Genomic DNA, 17,670 nt, shown 5'->3' with positions numbered 1-17,670 from the left:
ACACCCATGAAGGTCAAGCCGAGCGTCAAGAAGATCTGCGACAAGTGCAGGGTGATCCGCCGTCACGGCCGGGTCATGGTCATCTGCGACAACCCGCGCCACAAGCAGCGCCAGGGCTGACGCAGACCCGTCCCTCCGCGATTCGCAGTACTTCGCGCGACGCGAGCTGAAATGTTCATACGCAGGACCCGGGCGCGACTGTGCCCGACACCCCCGGTTCGGAGGCCGGGGACCTCGCCCGTACCTGGTACGGCGGGCTGGGAGCCGGTTCTGTGGAAGACCTCCGAAGATCACCAGGAGCCATTGAATGGCACGCGTTTCCGGTGTCGACATCCCGCGCGAAAAGCGCGTGGAGATCGCCCTGACCTACGTGTTCGGCATCGGCCGGACGCTCTCGCAGCAGACGCTCGCAGCCGTCGGCGTGGACCCGAACACCCGTGTTCGCGACCTCTCCGAGGAGCAGCTCGTCGCGATCCGCGAGTACGTCGACAACAACATCAAGACCGAGGGTGACCTCCGTCGCGAGATCCAGGCCGACATCCGCCGCAAGGTCGAGATCGGTACCTACCAGGGTCTGCGTCACCGCCGTGGTCTGCCGGTCCGTGGTCAGCGCACCAGCACGAACGCTCGTACCCGCAAGGGCCCGCGTCGCGCCATCGCCGGCAAGAAGAAGCCGGGCAAGAAGTAGTCCTCAGCGGACAACGCTTCATCAGCGGTCTTCGCTGTAGGACCGACCACCTCCCCGTAGGAGTTATAGATGCCCCCCAAGGGTCGTCAGGGCGCTGCCAAGAAGGTGCGCCGCAAGGAAAAGAAGAACGTCGCTCACGGCCACGCGCACATCAAGAGCACGTTCAACAACACGATCGTGTCCATCACGGACCCGACCGGCAACGTGATCTCCTGGGCCTCCGCCGGCCACGTCGGCTTCAAGGGCTCCCGGAAGTCCACGCCGTTCGCCGCGCAGATGGCTGCCGAGTCGGCCGCCCGTCGCGCGCAGGAGCACGGCATGCGCAAGGTCGACGTGTTCGTGAAGGGCCCGGGCTCGGGTCGCGAGACCGCCATCCGTTCGCTTCAGGCGACCGGTCTTGAGGTCGGCTCGATCCAGGACGTCACGCCCACCCCGCACAACGGCTGCCGTCCGCCGAAGCGCCGTCGCGTCTGACGTTCGCCTCGCGGTACGCGGTTCCGGGCGGTACGGCTCCTTCGGGCCGTGCCGCCCGTACCCTTGCAGTATCAAGTCGGGCATCAAATAGCGGGTGCCCCTGACTGAAGGATTGTCTTCATGCTGATCGCTCAGCGTCCCTCGTTGACCGAAGAGGTCGTCGACGAATTCCGCTCCCGGTTCGTGATCGAGCCGCTGGAGCCGGGCTTCGGCTACACCCTCGGCAACTCCCTGCGCCGTACGCTCCTCTCCTCGATCCCGGGTGCGGCGGTCACGTCGATCCGGATCGACGGTGTCCTGCACGAGTTCACCACCGTGCCGGGCGTCAAGGAGGACGTCACCGACCTGATCCTCAACATCAAGCAGCTGGTCGTCTCCTCGGAGCACGACGAGCCGGTCGTGATGTACCTGCGCAAGCAGGGCCCGGGTCTGGTCACCGCCGCCGACATCGCGCCGCCGGCCGGTGTCGAGGTGCACAACCCCGACCTGGTCCTCGCCACGCTCAACGGCAAGGGCAAGCTGGAGATGGAGCTGACCGTCGAGCGCGGTCGCGGCTACGTCTCCGCCGTGCAGAACAAGCAGGTCGGCCAGGAGATCGGCCGGATCCCGGTCGACTCGATCTACTCGCCGGTGCTGAAGGTCACGTACAAGGTCGAGGCCACGCGTGTCGAGCAGCGCACCGACTTCGACAAGCTGATCGTCGACGTCGAGACCAAGCAGGCCATGCGTCCGCGCGACGCCATGGCGTCGGCCGGCAAGACCCTGGTCGAGCTGTTCGGTCTGGCCCGCGAGCTGAACATCGACGCCGAGGGCATCGACATGGGCCCGTCCCCGACGGACGCTGCCCTCGCCGCTGATCTCGCCCTGCCGATCGAGGAGCTTGAGCTCACCGTTCGGTCGTACAACTGCCTCAAGCGTGAGGGCATCCACTCCGTGGGTGAGCTCGTCGCGCGGTCCGAGGCGGACCTGCTCGACATTCGCAACTTCGGTGCGAAGTCGATCGACGAGGTCAAGGCGAAGCTGGCCGGTATGGGCCTCGCGCTCAAGGACTCGCCTCCCGGGTTCGACCCGACCGCCGCCGCGGACGCCTTCGGCGCGGACGACGACGCGGACGCCGGGTTCGTGGAGACCGAGCAGTACTGATTTCCTCCGGGGCGTCCTCACCGGCGCCCCGGATCTCCGACAGGCGACCGCCTGCTCGGATACTGACCCCGGTACCTGATACGGCCGGGGCAGACACCTAGGAGAAACATCATGCCGAAGCCCACCAAGGGTGCCCGTCTGGGCGGCAGTGCCGCGCACGAGAAGCTGCTGCTCGCGAACCTCGCGAAGGCGCTCTTCGAGCACGGCAAGATCACCACCACCGAGGCGAAGGCCCGCAAGCTGCGGCCGTACGCCGAGCGTCTGGTCACCAAGGCGAAGAAGGGCGACCTTCACAACCGCCGTCAGGTGCTCCAGGTGATCACGGACAAGAGCATCGTCCACACGCTCTTCACCGAGATCGGCCCGCGCTACGAGAACCGTCCCGGCGGCTACACGCGGATCACCAAGATCGGCAACCGCCGTGGTGACAACGCGCCCATGGCCGTCATCGAGCTGGTCGAGGCGCTGACGGTTGCCCAGCAGGCGACCGGCGAGGCCGAGGCCGCGACGGCGCGTGCCGCGAAGGACGCCGAGGCCACCGAGGCGCCTGCCGAGGAGTCGAAGGACGCGTAAGCGTCTGCGGGGTGCTGTGCGGTTTGCGGCTGCGGGTTTGTTGTGGCTGGTCGCGCCCACGCAGCGGAGCCGCATATCGATACAGCCCCGCGCCCCTTTTGGGGCGCGTTGCGGGTCCGTTCCTTTTCGGAGGGGCGGGCCCGCTTTTGTGTGGGTGAGAGGATCTGGGTGTGAGTGAGGCAGCAGCCGACGGGTGTGTGCGGGTCCGGCTTGATCTTTCCTATGACGGGACCGGATTCTCCGGGTGGGCCAAGCAGGCCGGCGGGCGGCGGACCGTGCAGGGGGAGGTCGAGGACGCGCTGCGGACCGTGACGCGGTCGGGGGAGCGGACGTACGAGCTGACCGTGGCCGGCCGGACGGACGCCGGGGTGCACGCCCGGGGGCAGGTGGCGCACGTTGATCTGCCGGTGGAGGTGTGGGAGGCGCACCGGGAGAAGCTGCTGAAGCGGCTGGCCGGGCGGCTGCCCAAGGACGTGCGGGTGTGGGCGCTGACCGAGGCGCCGGACGGGTTCAACGCGCGGTTCGCCGCGCTGTGGCGGCGCTACGTCTACCGGGTCGGTGACCGGCCGGGCGGCGTCGACCCGCTGCTGCGCGGTCATGTGCTGTGGCACGACTGGGAGTTGGACGTCGCCGCGATGGACACGGCGGCCAGGTCGCTGGTCGGCGAGCACGACTTCGCCGCGTACGCGAAGAAGCGCGAGGGCGCGACGACGATCCGGGAGATCCTCGACTTCGGGGCGCGCCGCACCGCCGACGGGGTCATCGAGATCGAGGTGCGGGCCGACGCCTTCTGCCACAACCAAGTGCGGTCCATGGTCGGCGCGTTGCTGTTCGTGGGGGACGGGCACCGCGGGGTGGAATGGCCGCGGAAGGTGCTGGACGCGGGGGTGCGGGACAGTGCGGTGCATGTGGTGCGGCCGCATGGTCTGACGTTGGAGGAGGTCGGGTATCCGGCCGACGAACTGCTGGCGGAGCGCAGTGCGCAGGCACGCAATCGGCGGTCGTTGCCGGTGGCCGGCGGCCGCTGACGGCTCTCACTGGCCGGCCCAGGCGGTGAGCAGGCCGGCGAGCGCGTCGGCCGCCTCCTCCGCGTCCCGGCCGTCCCGGGCCGGCGGGGCCAGCTCCACATGGACGAAGGTGGTGTGCTGACGCTGGGCCGCCCGGCCCTGGACGTTGGTGGTTCCCTCCAGCGGGCAGCGCGCCGACCAGGCCCGGCAGACCCGCAGCCCGTCGGTGTCCATGCGGTCGGCCATCGCGACGACCTCGGCGGGCGCGCTCTCGGCGGCGCCGGTGGAGACGATCGCGTCGTAGGGCCGGTCGTCTGAGTCGTTGGTGAAACCGTGCAGCTGGACGCCGGGCACACCGCGCTTCTGCAGTTCCAGGACCACGGTGTGGAACGCGCTGTCCTCGCGGTGGGCGACATCGGCGGCGCCCCCTTCGCCGGCCCGGCGGTGCGCGCCGGCCAGGACCAGCGCGCCCCCGGGGTTCTCCTCCAGCAGGCGCAGGCCGAGCGACTCCGTGTCCCGGTCGGAGACCGGGTGGGGGACCTGCGCGTTCCAGCGCAGCGCGGCGTCGGCGTTGAGGTAGAGCCGGCCCCAGTGGGCGGCGGAGCCGCCGCCCTTGGCGGCGACCTCGTCGTAGCGTCGGCCGGAGGCCGTGTCGGTGAGCCGGGTGACGCCGAGGCCGATCCGGGCCAGTTCGCGCTCCGCCGCGCGCGGTTCGCCGTCCAGGAGACGGCCGACGCCCCGGGCGAGCCGCTCGCGCTGACCGGCGTCGGGGGGCGTGTAGTCACCGTCGGCGTCGAACGTGGTCGTGTAGTCGGTGACCCGGTCGCGCAGGTCCACCAGTTCACGGGCCGCGGGCTCGGGGTCCGCCCGCTGCCGCGGTGCCGTGGCCGACTGGCAACCGATCAATGTCACGAGCAGTCCACTCAGCATCAGAAGGCGCAGGAAATGTGATTGTCTTGTGATGGGAACACTCGTGTGATGTGTGAGTGCCGTGTGAACATTGATCGGTGACATTCCGTAAGTCTCTCCGTATGGGTCGGATTGTAACGGCGCTGGCCGTGGCCGCCGGACTGACCGCCGCCTGCTCCTCGGAGCCCGCGCAGGTCCAGGCGAAGCCGGGCGGCAGGTCGTTCACCGTCGCCGCGGCCGGCGATGTGCTCATCCACCCGGAGCTGGTCGACCAGGCGGCGAAGGACGCCGAGCGGACCGGCGAGGGGGACGACGGGCTGGACTTCGGCCCGCTGCTCGCCGGGGTGCAGCCGGTCATCAGCAAGGCGGACCTGGCGATCTGTCACATGGAGACCCCCGTCGGAGAGCCCGAGGGCCCCTTCGAGGGGTACCCGGAGTTCCTCGTGCCGCCGCAGGTGCTGAAGTCGATGAAGGACATCGGCTACGACACCTGCTCCACGGCCTCCAACCACACCTACGACCACGGCATGAGCGGCGTGCGGCGCACGCTCGACGTGATGGACGAGGTGGGCCTCGGGCACACCGGGTCGGCCCGTACGCCGCAGGAAGCAGAGCAGGTCAACATCCGGGATGTCAACGGCGTGCAGGTGGCGCACCTCGCCTACTCCTGGGAGTCGTTCGTCCACCCCACGCCCGACGGCAAGGGGTGGATTCTCAACACGACCGACGCCTCGGACATCAAGGAGGCCGAGCGGCGGGCCCGGGACAAGGGCGCCGAGGTGGTCATCCTCTCCATCCACTGGGGCGCCGAGTACTACAACGAACCGGGTACCGCTCAGCTCTCGCTGGCGCAGTGGCTCACCGAGGAAACCGGGATCGACCTCGTGATCGGGCACCACGCCCATGTGGTCCAGCCCATCCAGAAGGTGAACGGCACTTGGGTCGCCTACAGCCTCGGCAACCAGGTGGCCCGGCACTCCTCGCCCAAGGGCATCACGGAGGAGGGCGTCATCGGCTGGTTCGAGTTCCGTGAGACGACCGACGGCTGGGACGTCACCGCCCGTTACCGCACCACGCTGGTGGATGTGCCGCCCGAGCCGGCGGCGGGGGAGAAGGCGCCGGCGGGAGCGGTCGAGGACCTGCGGGTCGTGGACGTGCAGCAGCGGCTCGACGAGCCGGGCGACCTGTCCGAGGAGCGGATCTCCCGCTACCGGCTGGCGGCCGACCGCACCCGGGGCTTCCTCTACAACCGGGGTGCTCCCGGAGGAGACGGGCTGAAGGCGCTGACACTCGCAACGTGATGGGCGTCATAGTCCCGGCGTACCTCGCGGATACAACTTTTTCAGCTTTTATCAGTCTCTTCATTGACGGTGTCGCACGGGCCGCGGCGTGGTGCGTCCGGCAGACGTCGGGCATCCCATACCGATCCGCCGCGATCCGCAGCGACCAAGGAAGATGACCGGTGACAACGAGCCACGTCCGGCCTGCCGCGCAGGGGCGCCGGCGCAGCCGCAGACGGGCGGACATGCCTCTGCTGGGCGGTATCCGTCCGCCCATCGCGGTGCTGTGCGTCCTGATCCTCGCTCTGGCCGGGCTCACCGCCAAGGTGCTCGGTCCCGGCGCCGACTCGGTCGTGCCCGAGGCCGTGCTCACCTCCCAGCAGCACTTCGCCGAGGACGGCGCCATCGCGCTGCGCGCCTCCATCGACGAACGCGTCACCGACCTGGAGCGCACCGCCACCGTGCTGAACGCGGGCGCGCCGGCCGAGCCCGAGAAGGTGCTGTCCGACCTGGGGGCCGCCTACCAGAAGTGGACCGGCACCACGATCCTCGACCTGGAGAGCGGGGACGTTCTCGCGGCCCGCGGAGAAAGGATTCCGCTCGCCTGGCTCGACGATGACGTCCTCACCGGTGACCAGGCGCTCGCCCCGCGGATGGTGCGGCTGGAGACCGGTGACGTGCGGCTGATGACCATGGTCGTACTGGACTGGAAGAACCAGCCGCAGCAACTGCTGATCGCCTCCAACAGCCTGACCGTTCCCGATGTCAGCCTGGGCGAGTTCCGCACCATGTCGGTGGTCGCCCGGGACGGCGAGGTCCTGGCCACGGCCGGGTTCGAACAGTCCGAGGCGCTGAACTCGGACAAGCAGCGCGAGGAACTCACCTTCCTGCGGAAGCAGATGTCCCAGCTGTCCGACCGGGCGGCCGAGAAGACGGAGCAGAACCCCGTCAGCGCCAAGGAGCCCGGCTCCCGCGGTTACCCGGGGGTCAGCGGGACGCTGCTCGGTGACGACTACAACGGCCGGGTCACCACCGCCGGTTACGCCTCACTGGCCTCCTCCGACCCGGAGGACAAGAAGAGCGTCGCCGCCGGTCTCGGTCTCGCGGTCGTGGCCATGCTTCCGGTGGTCCAGCAGCAGGGCGCCGGTGGCGCGGACCGGGAGCTGTTCGGACTGGTCGCGGCCGGTGCGCTCGTGGTGCTCGGACTGCTGGCGGCGGCCGTGCTGTGGGGCCGGGTGCAACGGCCGCTGCTGCGGCTGTTCCTGGAGTCGCGCCGACTGGCCCGGGGCGATGTGACCCGGCCCGTCGACGTGCCCCGCTGGGGCGAGGCCGCCCGGGTCGGCACCGCCCTGGAGCGCCTGCGCGGTCAGCTCGGTGGTCCTGGACACGAGCCGGACGCCGGGGCGGGGCGCGGGACGCGGTTCGGTACCGGGGTGCCGCTCGCGCTGACCGCCGTACTGCTGCTGCTGTGGTGCGTGCCCGTCGGACTGCTGCTCAACCGCACCGACGGCTCGGTCAGCGTGCCCGCCACCATGGTCAACGACCAGCGCGACCGCACCGACCTGGTCGCCGACCGGGTCCGCCGGGCGCTCAACGAGGCGCAGACCGACCTCGTCTCCACCGCACGTCTCATCGACGCCGACGACGCCGCGCGCACCGAACAGGTGCTCGGCGACACCCTGCGCGAGCACACCCGTTATCAGGCGCTGTACGTCGTCGACGACGCCGGCGCGGTAGTGGCCCGGGCCGGGGACGACCCGCACGCGTGGCGCGACCAGAAGGACGGCGCGCTGGTCCGGGTCTCCGGCGAGGGCGAGAAGAAGCCGGTGATCCAGGCCGGTGCCCCGGTGCCGGACCACCAGGGCACCACTCTCGTCGGCGAGGTGCGGATCGAGTTCATCAACTCGCTGCTGACCCGGCCGGGCCTCGGCGAGGTCCGGGTCGTGGACGCCGACGCCCGCACCCTCGCCGCCAACGACGGCTTCCTCGCCTTCGAGAAACTGTCCGAGGACGCGCTGCCCGACCTGGTCCGTGCCGCCAGCGTCCAGGTGGGCGCCGGGCCGGTGGAGAACGGGCTGCTCATCCGGGACGGCGGTGACGTCACGGTGGCCGCCGCGGCCCCCTTCTCCGGTGGCGGCATCGCCTCCGACCTCGGATGGACGGTGGTGAGCTGGCAGAACGCCGACCACTTCGAGATCACCGCGTACGAACGCGAGGACCGCAGTGTTCTGGCCGGTCTGCTCGGCCTCGCCGCGATCGTCGTCTGCCTGGGCTGGATTCACCTGGTCGTGGCCCGGCCGCTGCGCGCCCTGGCGGTCAGCGCCGAGCAGCTCGCCGACGGCGACCTCAAGACCGTGCACTACCCCCGCTACCAGGACGAGGTCGGTGCCGTGGTGCGCAGCCTCGAACTGATCCGCCAGCAGCTTCAGGCCCGTCGGCAGAGCGAGGCCCGCCGGCCCGCCGAGTCCCGGCCCGGCGCCGGAGGAAGGTGATCCGCCGTGCTCTACCTGTACTTCGTCCTGTTGGTCGGCAGTGTGTTCCTGCTGGTCGCGGGAATCGTGGAGCAGCGCCGCCACTACGCGGCCCTGCACACCATCCCGTCCCGGGTGCTGGTCAACGGCATCCGCGGCAAGTCGTCCATCACCCGGCTGTGCGCCGGTGCGCTGCGCGGCGGTGACCTGATCACCGTCGCCAAGACCACCGGCACCGCGGCCCGCTTCATCCACCCCGACGCCACCGAGGAGCCGGTCTACCGCAAGTTCGGCATCGCCAACGTGGTGGAGCAGATCGGCATCGTCCGGCGGGCCGCCACCTACCGTCCCGACGCCCTCGTCATCGAGTGCATGGCGGTCATGCCGGCCCTCCAGGAGGTCAACCAGAGCAAGCTGATCCGCTCCACGATCGGCGTGCTGTGCAACGTCCGTGAGGACCATCTCGCCGAGATGGGCCCGACCCTGGACGACGTGGCCCGCTCGCTGTGCCGCTCGATGCCCCAGGACGGCATCTGCGTCACCGCCGAAAAGGACCGTTTCCACATCCTCCAGGAGGAGGCGGACGCCCGTAACTGCCAGTTGGTGTACGCCGACCCGGAGACCGTCAGCGACGACGAGCTGCGCGGCTTCAGTTGGTTCACCTTCAAGGAGAACGTGGCCATCGCCCTGGTCGTCGCCGAACTGCTCGGCGTCGAGCGCCAGGTCGCCCTGCAGGGCATGTACGACGCCCCGCCGGACCCAGGGGTCCTCTCCGTGGAGCGCTATCAGGCCCCGGAGGGCAAGCGGCTGGCGTTCGCCAACGTCTTCGCCGCCAACGACCCCGAGTCGACGCTGATGAACATCAACCAGCTGCTCGATCTCGGCGCCATCCGCCGGCCGTTGAACGTCGTCATCAACTGCCGGCCGGACCGCGTGGAACGCAACGGGCAGATGGGCGAGATCATCCCCGACCTGCAACCGGACCACGTCTTCGTCATCGGGCACCCGGCCAAGAGTGCCATCGACGCCATCCCCGCCCAGTGGCGGGACCGGGCGGTCGACCTCGGGGGCGAGAAGCGGTCCGCCGACGAGTTCATGCCGGCACTGCTGGGCCGGATGTCCGACGGCTCCTCGCTCGTCGCCATCGGCAACATCCACGGGCAGGGCGAGGAGCTCCTGGAGTACCTGGCCGAGCTCCCCGCGGACGACGGTGAGGCCGAGGAGACGGCACCGGGTCCGGCCCCCGCCGGCCCGGCCCAGCCGCCCCGCCTCGACCCGTTCGCGTCGTACCCCGTCGCCTACGAGGAGCGGTACCAGGCGTCGCAGACCCAGGAGATCCCGGTACTGCGCGTCCCGGCCAGGGCGACCGGGCCGTACCAGCCGCAGGACGACACGTACCGCCCGCCCGGCGAGTACCAGCAGTACGGCGAGTACCAGGAGTACGGCGAATACCAGCAGTACGAGCCGTACGCCCCTGACCGGCAGCAGACCTGGCCGCCTCACGACGATCCGCACGACGATGCCCGGAGACTCCGTTGATCACCGCCGCACTGACTCCTGAGATGGCCGCCCTGGGCATCGCCATAGGCCTGTTCTTCTCACTGGTGTGCTACCTCACCACCAACCTGTCGCCCGGCGGCATGATCACTCCGGGCTGGCTCGCCCTGACCCTGATCGAGGACGTGCAGCGCGCGGCCATGGTGGTGGGCGTCACCGCCCTCACCTACGGGGGCACCAAGATCATGCAGCGACTGGTGATCCTTTACGGCAAGCGGCTGTTCGCCGCGGTGGTGCTGCTCGGTGTGCTGCTCCAGGGCACCGTGATGATCGTGCTCTCCCTGGAGTTCCCCCTGCTGTACGGCAACCAGACCCTCGGCTTCATCGTGCCCGGTCTGATCGCCTACCAGATGGTGCGCCAGCCCAAGGGCGCCACCTTGCTGGCCACCGGCACGGTCTCCCTGCTGGCCTACATCGTCGTCGCCGCCGGGCTGCTGCTCGGCATCATGCCCACCGTCTGAGAACCGAGGAGCAGCAGTGACAGGGAAAGCGAAGAAGAAGTCGCGGCCGGTCGTCTCGGGCCTGGTGGTGCTCGGGCTGGTGGCGACGTCCGGATACCTCACCCTGGAACTGCGCAAGCAGGAGCAGCCCGGGGTGACCGAGGTCCGCAACGTCGGCATCCTGGACGGCGACAAGGGCTCCGGCGGCTCGGACGCGAAGGCCGAGGGGCAGGAGAAGTGGTCCCGGCTGGAGAACCCGGCCCGTTCGGTGCTGCGCGGCTCCGACGGACAGATCAAGGCGGTACTCACCGACGGGGCGCGCACCGCGACCCTCACCGGGGCGGCCCGCACCTTCGCGGAACCAACCTCGACCTCCTCCAAGGTCTCCACCACGGACTGGGTGCGGCTGATGCCCGAGCCGTGGCAGAAGGGCGCCGAGGAGAAGAAGTGGTTCAAGGACTGGTATGCCGAGTACGCGGACAGCAAGGAGGACGACCTCTTCGCCATCGCCTTCCAGTACGTGGCGGGCGCCGCGCCGAAGAAGGACGCCGAGGGCACCGTCTACGCCGGTGACGCCGACTTCGGTCCGCTGAACACCACCGGCGCCGAGGGCGGCGACCTGCGGCTGGAGCAGTCCGACTTCTTCGACTACCTCGGCGTCGACTATCCCTTCCGGGACGGCACGACGGGGACACCGGACGCGCAGCGCGCGAAGTCCCTGGACTGCTCGGGCTTCATGCGCATGGTGTTCGGCTACCGCGCCCGCTACCCGCTGATGTCCTCCGACACCTCGGGCGACGGACTGCCGCGCACCGCCAACGGCATGGCCCGCTCCGACGAAGGGGCGGACGTGCTGCCGCTCGCCGGGACCTCCGCCGCCGACCGGCCGACCGGTATCGACCAGCTCCAGCCGGGCGACCTGGTCTTCTTCAAGCTGGACACCCGCACGGGGGAGCGGCTCGACCACGTCGGCATGGTGCTCGGATACGACACCGAGGGCCACCTGATCTTCATATCCAGCCGCGAAGAGGTCAACGGTCCGACCATCGGTGACGTCGGCGGGGTCTCCCGGCTCGACGGGAACGGCTACTACGCCAAGACACTGCGCAGCGCCAAGCGGCTGTGACCGCCGCGCCGGTGCCCGCCGGCTAACCGCCCGCCGCCGCCGAAGCCTGCGCCTCCCCCCGCCGGACGATCTGGCGGAAGGTGAACTTGCCCAGGTCGTCGCCGATCTGGAAGGCCGCCGTGTCCTTTTCCGTGACGTCCTTGCCGTTGGTGAAGCCGGCGATGGTGAAGTAGACGTAGCGGCCGTAGGAGTTGGTGGTGGTGCGGCAGACCGCGCCGGTGCAGAAGGAGCTGACGCCGCCGCCGGAGAGCGGCTTGACGATGCTCTTCGTGTCGGCGCCGGACTTGGCCCCGGTCGCCTTCGCCGCGGTGTCGAAGACGGCCACGCCGACCGTGACCGCGATGTCGTCCTTGGTGTAGGTGACCCGCATCAGCCGGGTGCAGTCGTTGGCTTCGAGGACCTTCGGCAGGGTCTGCTGGGCGGCCGAGGAGCAGGTGGTGGTGTCGGCCGTGGGGCCCTTCTTGTAGACCGTCTCGCCCATGGTCAGCTGGGTGCCGGGGAAGAGCGTCTCCGGGCCGAGCGCGGCGGTGTCCTTCTTCGCGCTGGAGATGAAGTCCTTCGGGTCCAGCGGGGGCGGCGCGCTGGTCGGGGCGAACGACGGCGCCGCGGCCGACGCGCTCGGTATCTCGGCCGCGCTCGGCAGCTGCGAGGACGGCGAGTCCGACGCCTGGCCCGAGCCGTCCGCCGAGACCACGGCCACCGCCACGGCGGCCGCCACCGCCACGGTGGCCAGCGCCCCGCCGCCGACGAACAGCAGCCGGCGGCGCTTGGCGCGCGCCTCGGACGCCTCGGCGAGCGCCGCCCAGTCCGGGGTGTCGCCACCGCCGCCGCTCCAAGGCTGCTGCTGCTGTTGGGAATTCGGTGTCCAGGGATCCCACTGGGAGTCGGGTCCCCCCTGCCCAAGGCTCATGGGGCGCATCTTAGACGGGACAGATGGCGTGCTGGTCCGTGTCCACCGGGAGCGCAGCGCCTAGCGTTCCGTCCATGTGGACGGGCAATACGGGTAAAGGCGACATCTCCGGGTGGCTGGGGCGGCCCGCGGGACGGGCGGCGTGGGCGGTGCCGGCGGCGGTGCTGGGGGCGCTCGCGGCGCACACCGCCCGGGTGACCTCGGACGGCGGCATGGACAACGCGATCGTGGTGCGGGCGGCGCGGTCCTGGCTGGCCGGCGGCGACCCCTATGACGATCCCCACTTCCTCTATTTTCCGAGCGCGGTGCTGGCCGCCGTACCGCAGGCGCTGCTGCCGCAGGCGGTGCTGCGGGTGCTGCTGCCGGTCGTGGTGGCCGGGCTGCTGGCGGCGGGGTGGCGGTGCGCGCTGCGGCTGCACGGGGTGGCCCGGGGCAGCCGCCTCGGGGTGCTGGGCCTGACCGGGCTCGCGGCCTGTTTCGCGCCGTTCGGGCACCTGGTGCGGCTGGGGAACTGGACGGTCACGGCGGCCGTCGCGCTGCCGCTGTGCCTGCTGCTCGCGTACCGGGGGCGGTGGGTCGCGGCCGGGACGGTGGTCGGGGCCGCGGTGGCGCTGAAGCCGCTGCTCGCGCCGGTCGCCCTGCTCTTCGTGCTGGCCGGGCGGTGGCGGGCGCTGGCGGCGGCCGTCCTGGTGCCGGTCCTCGCCTCCGGGGCGGCGGCGCTGCTGATGCCGGACCCGGCCGGGTTCTTCACCCGCACCCTCCCCTTCCTGCTGCGCGGCGACGACGGCTTCGTCCGGCTCTACGAGGCGTCCCCGGCGGCCGTGCTGCCCCGGCTCGGCCTGCCCGCGCCGCTCGCCGAGGGCCTCGCCCTGCTCGCGGCGGGCGCCGGGGTGCTGTGCGCGGCGCTGCGCTGGCGGCGTGGCGATCCAGGGCCGGTGCGGTACGCCGAGACCGCCGCCGGGCTGATGTTGTCGGCGTTCCTGGTCTCCCGGCCCTCCTACGACCACTATCTGCTGGTCGTCGTGCCGCTGCTGCTGGCCGGACTGCCGTACCCGGACTCGGTGGCCCGGCGGCCCGGGTTCTGGGTGGCGCTGGTGCCGCAGCTGCCCGGGGTGACCTGGCCCTGGCTGGAGGCGGCGGGCAGACGGGCCTTCAAGGACGCGTGCACGCTGGGTGTGCTGGCGGTGACGGTGGCGGCAGCGAACGCAGGGCGCCGGAGGCGGCGGGCTCCGGGCGGCAGTGGTGACCGGTCACGTACGCTGGAGGTGGACAGCGGGTCCGGGTGAACCCTCGTTTTGACCCTTCTGGGGCACCCCGGTATCCTGCTTGTTCGTTGTGTATTGGCTTGCTCATTCTCACGGGACGGGCCCTTACACCGGTCCACCGGGCCGATGACCAGCGACCCACGTACGCGGTATGCGTCGCCGCAGTGCGGTCCAGGCTGTCGTGATCGTTTCGGTGACCAGTTATGGACCATTCACTCGAAGCGAAGGCTACGAACCGTGCGTACGTACAGCCCCAAGCCCGGCGATGTGACGCGCCAGTGGCACGTCATCGACGCTCAGGACGTCGTCCTGGGCCGTCTGGCCTCCACTGCGGCCTCCATCCTGCGTGGCAAGCACAAGCCGATCTACGCGCCCCACGTCGACACCGGTGACTTCGTCATCATCATCAACGCCGACAAGGTGCACCTCTCCGGCAACAAGCGGACCCAGAAGATGGCCTACCGCCACTCGGGCTACCCGGGCGGTCTGCGCTCGGTCCGCTACGACGAGCTGCTGGACAAGAACCCGGAGAAGGCCATCGAGAAGGCCGTCAAGGGCATGCTCCCCAAGAACACGCTGGGCCGTCAGATGCTCTCGAAGCTGAAGGTCTACAAGGGTGACCAGCACCCGCACGGCGCGCAGCAGCCGCAGCCGTTCGAGATCACCCAGGTCGCGCAGTAAGTCCGGCCACCCCCTTAAAGCTGAAGAGAATCTGAGGAGAATCGTGGCTGAGACCACTGCCGAGCAGCCGCTCGAAGAGCTTGACATCGAGAGCTACACCACCGAGTCCGAGGTTCCCGTCGAGGGCGAGTACACCTCCGAGTCGATGGCCTCCCGCTTCGGCGAGCCGCAGCCGGCCGCCGGCCTGGGCCGCCGCAAGAACGCCATCGCCCGCGTCCGGATCGTCCCGGGCAGCGGCAAGTGGAAGATCAACGGGCGCACCCTCGAGGACTACTTCCCGAACAAGGTGCACCAGCAGGAAGTCAACGAGCCCTTCAAGGTGCTCGAGCTGGACGACCGCTACGACGTCATCGCCCGCATCTCCGGCGGCGGCGTCTCCGGCCAGGCCGGTGCCCTGCGTCTCGGTGTCGCGCGTGCCCTGAACGAGGCCGACGTCGACAACAACCGCGGCGCGCTCAAGAAGGCCGGCTTCCTGCGCCGCGACGACCGTGCGGTCGAGCGGAAGAAGGCCGGTCTGAAGAAGGCCCGCAAGGCTCCGCAGTACAGCAAGCGCTAAGCCCCACGCGCCCCGCGCGTACTCCGAACGCCCCGGCGGCACGCCCTTTGTGCCGCCGGGGCGTTCGTTTATCCACAGGCAGGGGCGTATAACGGCACAAGACGCTCAAAGGCTTATGTGATCGGATGTCAGTGCGGTGTGCATCGGACGATTCCTCAGGAGGACAAGTGGGACGACTCTTCGGCACGGACGGCGTGCGCGGTGTCGCCAACGCGGATCTGACGGCTGAGCTGGCGCTCGGCCTCTCCGTCGCCGCGGCGCACGTACTGGCCGAGGTGGGCACGTTCGAGGGGCACCGGCCGACCGCAGTGGTCGGGCGTGATCCGCGGGCGTCCGGGGAGTTCCTGGAGGCCGCCGTTGTCGCCGGGCTGGCCAGCGCCGGCGTGGACGTGCTGCGGGTCGGGGTGCTGCCGACGCCCGCGGTCGCCCACCTGACCGGCGCGCTCGGCGCCGACCTGGGCGTGATGCTCTCCGCGAGCCACAACGCCATGCCGGACAACGGGGTCAAGTTCTTCGCCCGCGGCGGTCACAAACTCGCCGACGAGCTGGAGGACCGCATCGAGGCCGTCTACGCCGAGCACCGCACCGGGGCGCCCTGGGACCGGCCGACCGGGGGCGGCGTGGGCCGGGTGCGGGAGTACAAGGAAGGGCTCGACCAGTACGTCGCCCACCTCGTCGGCGTGCTGCCGAACCGGCTGGACGGGCTGAAGATCGTCCTCGACGAGGCGCACGGCGCGGCCTGGCGGGTCTCGCCGGAGGCGTTCGCGCGGGCCGGCGCGGAGATCGTCACCATCGGTGCCGAGCCGGACGGCCTCAACATCAACGACGGCTGCGGCTCCACCCACCTGGACCTGCTGAAGGCGGCCGTCGTGGAGCACGGCGCCGACCTCGGCATCGCGCACGACGGCGACGCCGACCGGTGCCTGGCCGTGGACCACACCGGCGCGGAGGTGGACGGCGACCAGATCCTCGCCGTCCTCGCGCTGGCGATGCGGGAGCGGTCCGCGCTGCGCTCGGAGACCGTGGTGGCCACCGTCATGTCCAACCTGGGCTTCAAGCTGGCCATGGAGCGCGAGGGCATCCGGTTCGTGCAGACCGGGGTCGGCGACCGGTATGTGCTGGAGGAGATGAAGCAGCACGGGTACGCGCTGGGCGGCGAGCAGTCCGGGCACGTCATCGTGCTGGACCACGCCACCACCGGCGACGGCACACTGACCGGGCTGCTGCTGGCGGCGCGGGTCGCGCAGTCCGGCCGTACGCTGCGGGAACTGGCGTCGGTCATGGAGCGGCTGCCGCAGGTGCTGGTCAATGTGCCGGACGTGGACAAGTCGCGGGTGCGGACGTCGGCGGAGCTGGCGACCGCGGTCGGCGAGGCGGAGCGGGAGCTGGGGGCCACCGGGCGGGTGCTGTTGCGTCCCTCCGGGACGGAGCCGCTGGTGCGGGTGATGGTGGAGGCGGCGGACATCGGGCAGGCCCGGGCGGTGGCGGGGCGGTTGGCTGATTCGGTGAAGTCGGCGCTCGGGTAGGTACGTAGTAGGTGCGTTCGGGTGCTGTGGGGTGTCAGCTGCGGGTGCGTTGTGGCTGGTCGCGCCCACGCGGCGGAGCCGCATGTCGACACAGCCCCGCGCCCCTTCAGCGGCGCTTTTCTGCGCGGCGTTTCATCGTTGCCCACAGGGTTTTCTGGAGCAGCAGGGTCAGGGTGCCCGCCACGATGATGCCCAGCAGGTTCAGCAGGAGCTGTTCCGTGGAGTGCCAGCCCTGGTCGGCGTCGCCGTAGATCAGGGCCACGGCCGCGTTGGCGGCGGCCGGGACGGTGGTGACCGAGATGGCGACGCCGACCAGGGCGCCGGACTTCGCCGAGGTCAGGGAGAGCATCCCGGCGGCGCCGGCCAGCACCGCGACGACGAACGAGAACCAGTCGGGGGCGTAGACGAAGCCGGTGTTCGGGCGCTCGCCCTCCAGTTTCGCCTCGGTGAACAGGCCGACGGAGTCCATGAAGACGCTGAACGCGGCGGTCACCGCCATGGCGATGGCGAAGCCCGCCAGCAGGGCGACCGCCGAGCGCAGTGCGAGGCGCGGGGCGCGCTGGACGGCGGCGGTGCAGATGCCGGCCAGCGGGCCGAACTCCGGGCCGACCGCCATCGCGCCGACGATCAGGATCGCGTTGTCCAGCACCACGCCGCAGGCCGCGATCATCGTGGCCAGCGTGATGAAGGCGACGTAGGTGACCGAGAGGGTCGACTCCTCGTGGGTGGCCTCCTGGAGCTGCTCCCACAGGACCGCGTCCGCGCCCTCGCCCGGTGCCTCCTCCTCGGCCCGGTCGGCGTACTCGGACAGCGACAGGTCGATGTCCTCGGCGGTGATGGCGCCGTGCCGTTGCAGGCCGAGTGCGCGCAGCTCGTCGATGAGGTCGTTGCCCGCCTCGCGCGCCACGTCGCACATCACCACGTCGCCGGCGGGGGAGCGGGCCGCGCCGGGCAGGACGACCAGGTGGGCGGTGCCGACCGTGGTGTCCAGGAGACGCACCACCTCGTCGGTCTGGGCGGGCGGGGTGATCAGACGCAGATGCAGCATGCGCCCATTGAACCGT

Annotated in this window: 18 protein-coding genes; 15 read left to right on the top strand and 3 right to left on the bottom strand. The window is 70.5% G+C overall.

Features of this window, described 5'->3' with window-relative positions; all coding sequences use genetic code 11:
• Positions 1-6 precede the first annotated feature (6 nt).
• From rpmJ to truA, 6 genes are all read left to right on the top strand, one after another.
• Entirely contained in the window at positions 7-120 is a 114-nt protein-coding gene (gene rpmJ / locus AB0G32_RS03610) for a 50S ribosomal protein L36 (RefSeq protein WP_003974245.1), read from the top strand.
• Positions 121-307: 187 nt separating this feature from the next.
• Positions 308-688, top strand: coding sequence for a 30S ribosomal protein S13 (rpsM, locus tag AB0G32_RS03605; RefSeq protein WP_361157573.1), 381 nt, complete (start codon positions 308-310; stop codon positions 686-688).
• 69 nt (positions 689-757) lie between these two features.
• Positions 758-1,162, top strand: a complete 405-nt coding sequence (gene rpsK, locus AB0G32_RS03600; RefSeq protein ID WP_003948617.1) for a 30S ribosomal protein S11 — start codon at positions 758-760, stop codon at positions 1,160-1,162.
• Positions 1,163-1,282: 120 nt separating this feature from the next.
• Complete coding sequence (locus AB0G32_RS03595; protein ID WP_003966937.1) at positions 1,283-2,305, top strand: DNA-directed RNA polymerase subunit alpha; 1,023 nt, start codon at positions 1,283-1,285, stop codon at positions 2,303-2,305.
• Positions 2,306-2,416: 111 nt separating this feature from the next.
• Complete coding sequence (rplQ, locus tag AB0G32_RS03590; protein WP_361157570.1) at positions 2,417-2,878, top strand: 50S ribosomal protein L17; 462 nt, start codon at positions 2,417-2,419, stop codon at positions 2,876-2,878.
• A gap of 170 nt (positions 2,879-3,048) precedes the next feature.
• Positions 3,049-3,906 carry a tRNA pseudouridine(38-40) synthase TruA gene (truA, locus tag AB0G32_RS03585; protein ID WP_361157567.1) on the top strand — a complete coding sequence of 286 codons (858 nt, stop codon included), beginning with the start codon at positions 3,049-3,051 and terminating at the stop codon, positions 3,904-3,906.
• Between the two features lie 6 nt (positions 3,907-3,912).
• Here the strand turns inward: truA and AB0G32_RS03580 are convergent, their stop codons facing one another.
• Positions 3,913-4,803, bottom strand: coding sequence for a hypothetical protein (locus AB0G32_RS03580; protein ID WP_361158229.1), 891 nt, complete (start codon positions 4,801-4,803; stop codon positions 3,913-3,915).
• 113 nt (positions 4,804-4,916) lie between these two features.
• Here AB0G32_RS03580 and AB0G32_RS03575 point away from each other — a divergent pair, with 113 nt between their 5' ends.
• The 5 genes from AB0G32_RS03575 (at position 4,917) to AB0G32_RS03555 (ending at position 11,668) form a co-directional block, all read left to right on the top strand.
• Positions 4,917-6,095 (top strand): CapA family protein, encoded by a 1,179-nt coding sequence (locus AB0G32_RS03575; protein WP_361157565.1) that lies wholly within the window; start codon positions 4,917-4,919, stop codon positions 6,093-6,095.
• Between the two features lie 224 nt (positions 6,096-6,319).
• On the top strand, positions 6,320-8,566 hold the full coding sequence (locus AB0G32_RS03570; RefSeq protein WP_361158226.1) for a HAMP domain-containing protein: 2,247 nt from the start codon (positions 6,320-6,322) through the stop codon (positions 8,564-8,566).
• Between the two features lie 6 nt (positions 8,567-8,572).
• Positions 8,573-10,084: a poly-gamma-glutamate synthase PgsB gene (pgsB, locus tag AB0G32_RS03565; RefSeq protein WP_361157562.1), complete on the top strand. Its 1,512-nt coding sequence runs from the start codon at positions 8,573-8,575 to the stop codon at positions 10,082-10,084.
• Positions 10,081-10,563, top strand: a complete 483-nt coding sequence (locus AB0G32_RS03560; protein WP_361157559.1) for a poly-gamma-glutamate biosynthesis protein PgsC/CapC — start codon at positions 10,081-10,083, stop codon at positions 10,561-10,563. The genes pgsB and AB0G32_RS03560 overlap by 4 nt, the downstream gene beginning before the upstream one ends.
• A 16-nt stretch (positions 10,564-10,579) precedes the next feature.
• Positions 10,580-11,668: an NlpC/P60 family protein gene (locus AB0G32_RS03555; protein ID WP_361157557.1), complete on the top strand. Its 1,089-nt coding sequence runs from the start codon at positions 10,580-10,582 to the stop codon at positions 11,666-11,668.
• Between the two features lie 22 nt (positions 11,669-11,690).
• Here the strand turns inward: AB0G32_RS03555 and AB0G32_RS03550 are convergent, their stop codons facing one another.
• On the bottom strand, positions 11,691-12,578 hold the full coding sequence (locus AB0G32_RS03550) for a hypothetical protein (protein ID WP_361157554.1): 888 nt from the start codon (positions 12,576-12,578) through the stop codon (positions 11,691-11,693).
• A 74-nt stretch (positions 12,579-12,652) separates the two neighbouring features.
• Here AB0G32_RS03550 and AB0G32_RS03545 point away from each other — a divergent pair, with 74 nt between their 5' ends.
• The 4 genes from AB0G32_RS03545 to glmM all read left to right on the top strand — a co-directional run bounded on the left by AB0G32_RS03545 (position 12,653) and on the right by glmM (position 16,606).
• Positions 12,653-13,864 carry a glycosyltransferase family 87 protein gene (locus AB0G32_RS03545; protein WP_361157551.1) on the top strand — a complete coding sequence of 404 codons (1,212 nt, stop codon included), beginning with the start codon at positions 12,653-12,655 and terminating at the stop codon, positions 13,862-13,864.
• Positions 13,865-14,080: 216 nt separating this feature from the next.
• Positions 14,081-14,524: a 50S ribosomal protein L13 gene (rplM, locus tag AB0G32_RS03540; protein ID WP_055632362.1), complete on the top strand. Its 444-nt coding sequence runs from the start codon at positions 14,081-14,083 to the stop codon at positions 14,522-14,524.
• A gap of 43 nt (positions 14,525-14,567) precedes the next feature.
• Positions 14,568-15,080, top strand: coding sequence for a 30S ribosomal protein S9 (gene rpsI / locus AB0G32_RS03535; protein WP_361157548.1), 513 nt, complete (start codon positions 14,568-14,570; stop codon positions 15,078-15,080).
• A 167-nt stretch (positions 15,081-15,247) separates the two neighbouring features.
• Positions 15,248-16,606, top strand: coding sequence for a phosphoglucosamine mutase (gene glmM / locus AB0G32_RS03530; RefSeq protein WP_361157546.1), 1,359 nt, complete (start codon positions 15,248-15,250; stop codon positions 16,604-16,606).
• A gap of 106 nt (positions 16,607-16,712) precedes the next feature.
• Here glmM and AB0G32_RS03525 read toward each other — a convergent pair whose 3' ends face one another.
• Positions 16,713-17,654, bottom strand: a complete 942-nt coding sequence (locus tag AB0G32_RS03525) for a DUF389 domain-containing protein (RefSeq protein WP_361157544.1) — start codon at positions 17,652-17,654, stop codon at positions 16,713-16,715.
• Between the last annotated feature and the right edge of the window lie 16 nt (positions 17,655-17,670).

Source organism: Streptomyces sp. NPDC023723 (assembly GCF_040639815.1).
Classification (GTDB): Bacteria; Actinomycetota; Actinomycetes; order Streptomycetales; family Streptomycetaceae; genus Streptomyces.
The sequence above is the reverse complement of the archived record's forward strand: the minus strand, read 5'-3'. Positions and strand labels throughout refer to the sequence as shown.

Excerpts from the sequence above, each read along its gene's own strand:
- rpmJ (WP_003974245.1), top strand. The coding sequence starts at position 7 with ATGAAGGTCAAGCCGAGCGTCAAGAAGATCTGCGACAAGTGCAGGGTG.
- AB0G32_RS03525 (WP_361157544.1), bottom strand. The coding sequence starts at position 17,654 with ATGCTGCATCTGCGTCTGATCACCCCGCCCGCCCAGACCGACGAGGTG.
- AB0G32_RS03570 (WP_361158226.1), top strand. The coding sequence starts at position 6,320 with ATGCCTCTGCTGGGCGGTATCCGTCCGCCCATCGCGGTGCTGTGCGTC.
- AB0G32_RS03595 (WP_003966937.1), top strand. The coding sequence starts at position 1,283 with ATGCTGATCGCTCAGCGTCCCTCGTTGACCGAAGAGGTCGTCGACGAA.
- rplQ (WP_361157570.1), top strand. The coding sequence starts at position 2,417 with ATGCCGAAGCCCACCAAGGGTGCCCGTCTGGGCGGCAGTGCCGCGCAC.
- rpsM (WP_361157573.1), top strand. The coding sequence starts at position 308 with ATGGCACGCGTTTCCGGTGTCGACATCCCGCGCGAAAAGCGCGTGGAG.
- AB0G32_RS03575 (WP_361157565.1), top strand. The coding sequence starts at position 4,917 with ATGGGTCGGATTGTAACGGCGCTGGCCGTGGCCGCCGGACTGACCGCC.
- AB0G32_RS03550 (WP_361157554.1), bottom strand. The coding sequence starts at position 12,578 with ATGAGCCTTGGGCAGGGGGGACCCGACTCCCAGTGGGATCCCTGGACA.
- AB0G32_RS03545 (WP_361157551.1), top strand. The coding sequence starts at position 12,653 with ATGTGGACGGGCAATACGGGTAAAGGCGACATCTCCGGGTGGCTGGGG.
- rpsK (WP_003948617.1), top strand. The coding sequence starts at position 758 with ATGCCCCCCAAGGGTCGTCAGGGCGCTGCCAAGAAGGTGCGCCGCAAG.